This is a genomic window from Nocardioides sp. (genome assembly GCF_031422975.1).
Lineage (GTDB): Bacteria > Actinomycetota > Actinomycetes > Propionibacteriales > Nocardioidaceae > Nocardioides.
Window position 1 is genome coordinate 1 of record NZ_JANPEO010000295.1, and the last position, 2,773, is coordinate 2,773.

Sequence of the window (2,773 nt, forward strand, 5' to 3'; positions counted from 1 at the left end):
GCTCTGGAATCTCGCGGTTGGACGACTCACCGGTAGGCTCACCTCCCGTGAGGTCCCTTGTCGTTGCCATTGATGGACCCTCCGGCTCCGGCAAGTCCAGCACGTCGCGCGGGGTCGCCGCGCGGCTCGGTCTGCGCTACCTCGACACCGGCGCCATGTTCCGCGCCGTCACCTGGTGGATGCTCGACCACGGCGTCGACGTGACGGATCCAGCAGCCATCGCCGCGCGCGCCGCGGAGCCCGTCATCGAGTCCGGCACCGACCCGCTCGACCCCACGATCCTTCTCGACGGCGAGGACGCCTCCGTCGCCATCCGCAGCGACGCGGTCAACGCGTCGGTGAGCCCCGTCAGTGCGGTGCCCGCCGTCCGCACCCGTCTGCTGGAGCTGCAGCGGGAGATCATCGGCGAGGGCGGGATCGTCGTGGAAGGTCGCGACATCGGCTCGGTCGTCGCCCCCGATGCGCCGGTCAAGCTTTTCCTCACCGCCGATCCGGAAGCCCGCGCCGTACGCCGCGCGGCCGAGGCCGGCGGTGACGTCGCCGCCACCCAGGAGTCCCTGCTGGCCCGCGACGAGATCGACTCCGGCCGCACCACGGCGCCGCTGACGATGGCCGACGGCGCAGTCCACATCGACACCACGCCGTACACCCTGGACGAGGTCATCTCGCAGGTCGTCGCGCTGGTGGAGGCGGTGACGGCCGCGTCGAGCGTGGGGAGTCAGGCGCGTGAGTGACCTGCCCCGGCCCAGCGATCACCATCCACGCCGGGCGATGCTGCGCACCATCCGACCCGTCGCCCGTGCCGGTGTCAGCGCCTACTGGGACCTGCACGTCCACGGCCTCGACCGTGTCCCGACGACGGGGCCGGTCATCTTCGCGTCCAACCACGTCGGCTGGCTCGACGGCCCGCTCCTCGCGATCCTCTCGCCGCGACCCGTGCATGCGCTGACCAAGCTTGAGATGTTCCACGGCAGGCTGGGCACGCTGCTCACCGGCGCCGGCCAGATCCCTCTCGACCGCTTCGGCGCCGACCCGAGTGCGATCAAGTCGTGCCTGCGCGTGTTGGCGGACGGCGGTGCGATCGGCATCTTCCCCGAAGGCACCCGCGGCGCGGGGGAGTTCGACGTCTTCCACCACGGCGTCACCTACCTCGCCCTCGTCTCCGGGGCCCCGGTGGTCCCGGTGAACCAGATCGGCACCCGCGAGCCGGGCGGCAGGACCAATTCGCTGCCCCCGCGCCGCGCCCGCATCGACGTGGCGTACGGCGAGACGTGGCACACCACACGCACCCCGTGGCCGCGCACCCGGGAACACACACTGGCCACCTCGACGTTGCTCTGGGAGCACCTGCGCGAGCAGCAGGCCAGCACTCTCGCCCAGCTCGGGCGTCGTCTCCCCGGACCTCTGCCGGCCGGGGACCGCGAGGTCGAACCCGACACCGGGTTCGTCGACCGCTCAGACAACGTGGCAGACACGCCACATCACCAGCCAGATCACCAGGCCGACACACCGGCCGACCAGCAGGGAGCATCATGACCGAGTACGACGACGAGCCCACAGGCCCCACCCCGGTGTTGGCCGTCGTAGGCCGCCCCAACGTCGGGAAGTCGACGCTGGTCAACCGGATCATCGGCCGCCGCGAGGCAGTCGTCGAGGACAAGCCCGGAGTCACCCGCGACCGCGTCTCCTACGACGCCCACTGGAACGGCCGCGCGTTCACCGTCGTCGACACCGGCGGCTGGGACCCCGACGCGCAGGGCCTCTTCGAACGGATCGCGCTGCAGGCCGAGGTCGCCGTCACCCTGGCCGACGCCGTGCTCTTCGTCGTCGACGCGACGGTCGGCATCACCGACTCGGACGAGGCGGTGGTCAAGATCCTGCGCAAGTCCGGCAAGCCCGTCGTGCTGGCCGCCAACAAGGTCGACGACCAGCGCACCGAGGCCGAGGCCGCCGGGCTCTGGAACCTGGGGCTCGGTGAGCCGTTCGCGGTCTCGGCGCTGCACGGTCGTGGCTCGGGCGACATGCTCGATGCGATCATGGCTGCCCTGCCCGAGGCCCCGCCGCAGTCCTTCGGCGAGGTCGGTGGCCCGCGGCGGATCGCGCTCGTCGGCAAGCCCAACGTCGGCAAGTCCTCCCTGCTCAACAAGCTCGCCGGCTCCGAGCGTGTCGTCGTCGACAACGTCGCCGGCACGACGGTCGACCCGGTCGACGAGCTCGTCGAGATGGGGGACCGCACCTGGCGCTTCATCGACACCGCGGGCATCCGCAAGCGCGTCAAGGAGGCCTCGGGTCACGAGTACTACGCCTCGCTGCGCACCTCGACCGCCATCGACCGCGCTGAGGTCGCCGTCCTCGTCCTCGACGCGGGCGAGACCGTCTCCGAGCAGGACATGCGGATCATCCAGACGATCCGCAACGCCGGCCGCGCCATGGTGATCGCCTTCAACAAGTGGGACCTCGTCGACGACGAGCGCCGCTACTACCTCGAGCGCGAGGTCGAGCGCGACCTCGTGCAGGTGCAGTGGGCGCCGCGGATCAACGTCACCGCCAAGACCGGCTGGCACGTCGACCGGCTGGTGCCGGCGCTCGACAAGGCCCTCGAGGGGTGGGAGACCCGTGTCGGGACGGGGGCGCTCAACACGTTCCTGGGCCGCCTCGTGGGGGAGCACCCGCACCCCGTGCGCAGCGGCAAGCAGCCCAAGATCCTGTTCGCGACCCAGCCCTCGACCGCACCGCCGACGTTCGTGCTGTTCACGAGCGGCAAGCTCGATGC

At 71.1% G+C, this 2,773-nt stretch carries 3 protein-coding genes; all 3 read left to right on the forward strand.

Features of this window, described 5'->3' with window-relative positions; translation table 11 throughout:
• The first annotated feature begins 47 nt into the window (after positions 1 to 47).
• Positions 48 to 734, forward strand: coding sequence for a (d)CMP kinase (gene cmk, locus RMO85_RS08885; RefSeq protein ID WP_310528366.1), 687 nt, complete (start codon positions 48 to 50; stop codon positions 732 to 734).
• Complete coding sequence (locus tag RMO85_RS08890; protein ID WP_310528367.1) at positions 727 to 1,536, forward strand: lysophospholipid acyltransferase family protein; 810 nt, start codon at positions 727 to 729, stop codon at positions 1,534 to 1,536. Before cmk ends, RMO85_RS08890 begins: the two co-directional genes overlap by 8 nt.
• Positions 1,533 to 2,773, forward strand: a 1,241-nt coding sequence (der, locus tag RMO85_RS08895; protein WP_310528368.1) for a ribosome biogenesis GTPase Der, incomplete at its 3' end; no start/stop codon positions are given. The genes RMO85_RS08890 and der, both read left to right, overlap by 4 nt.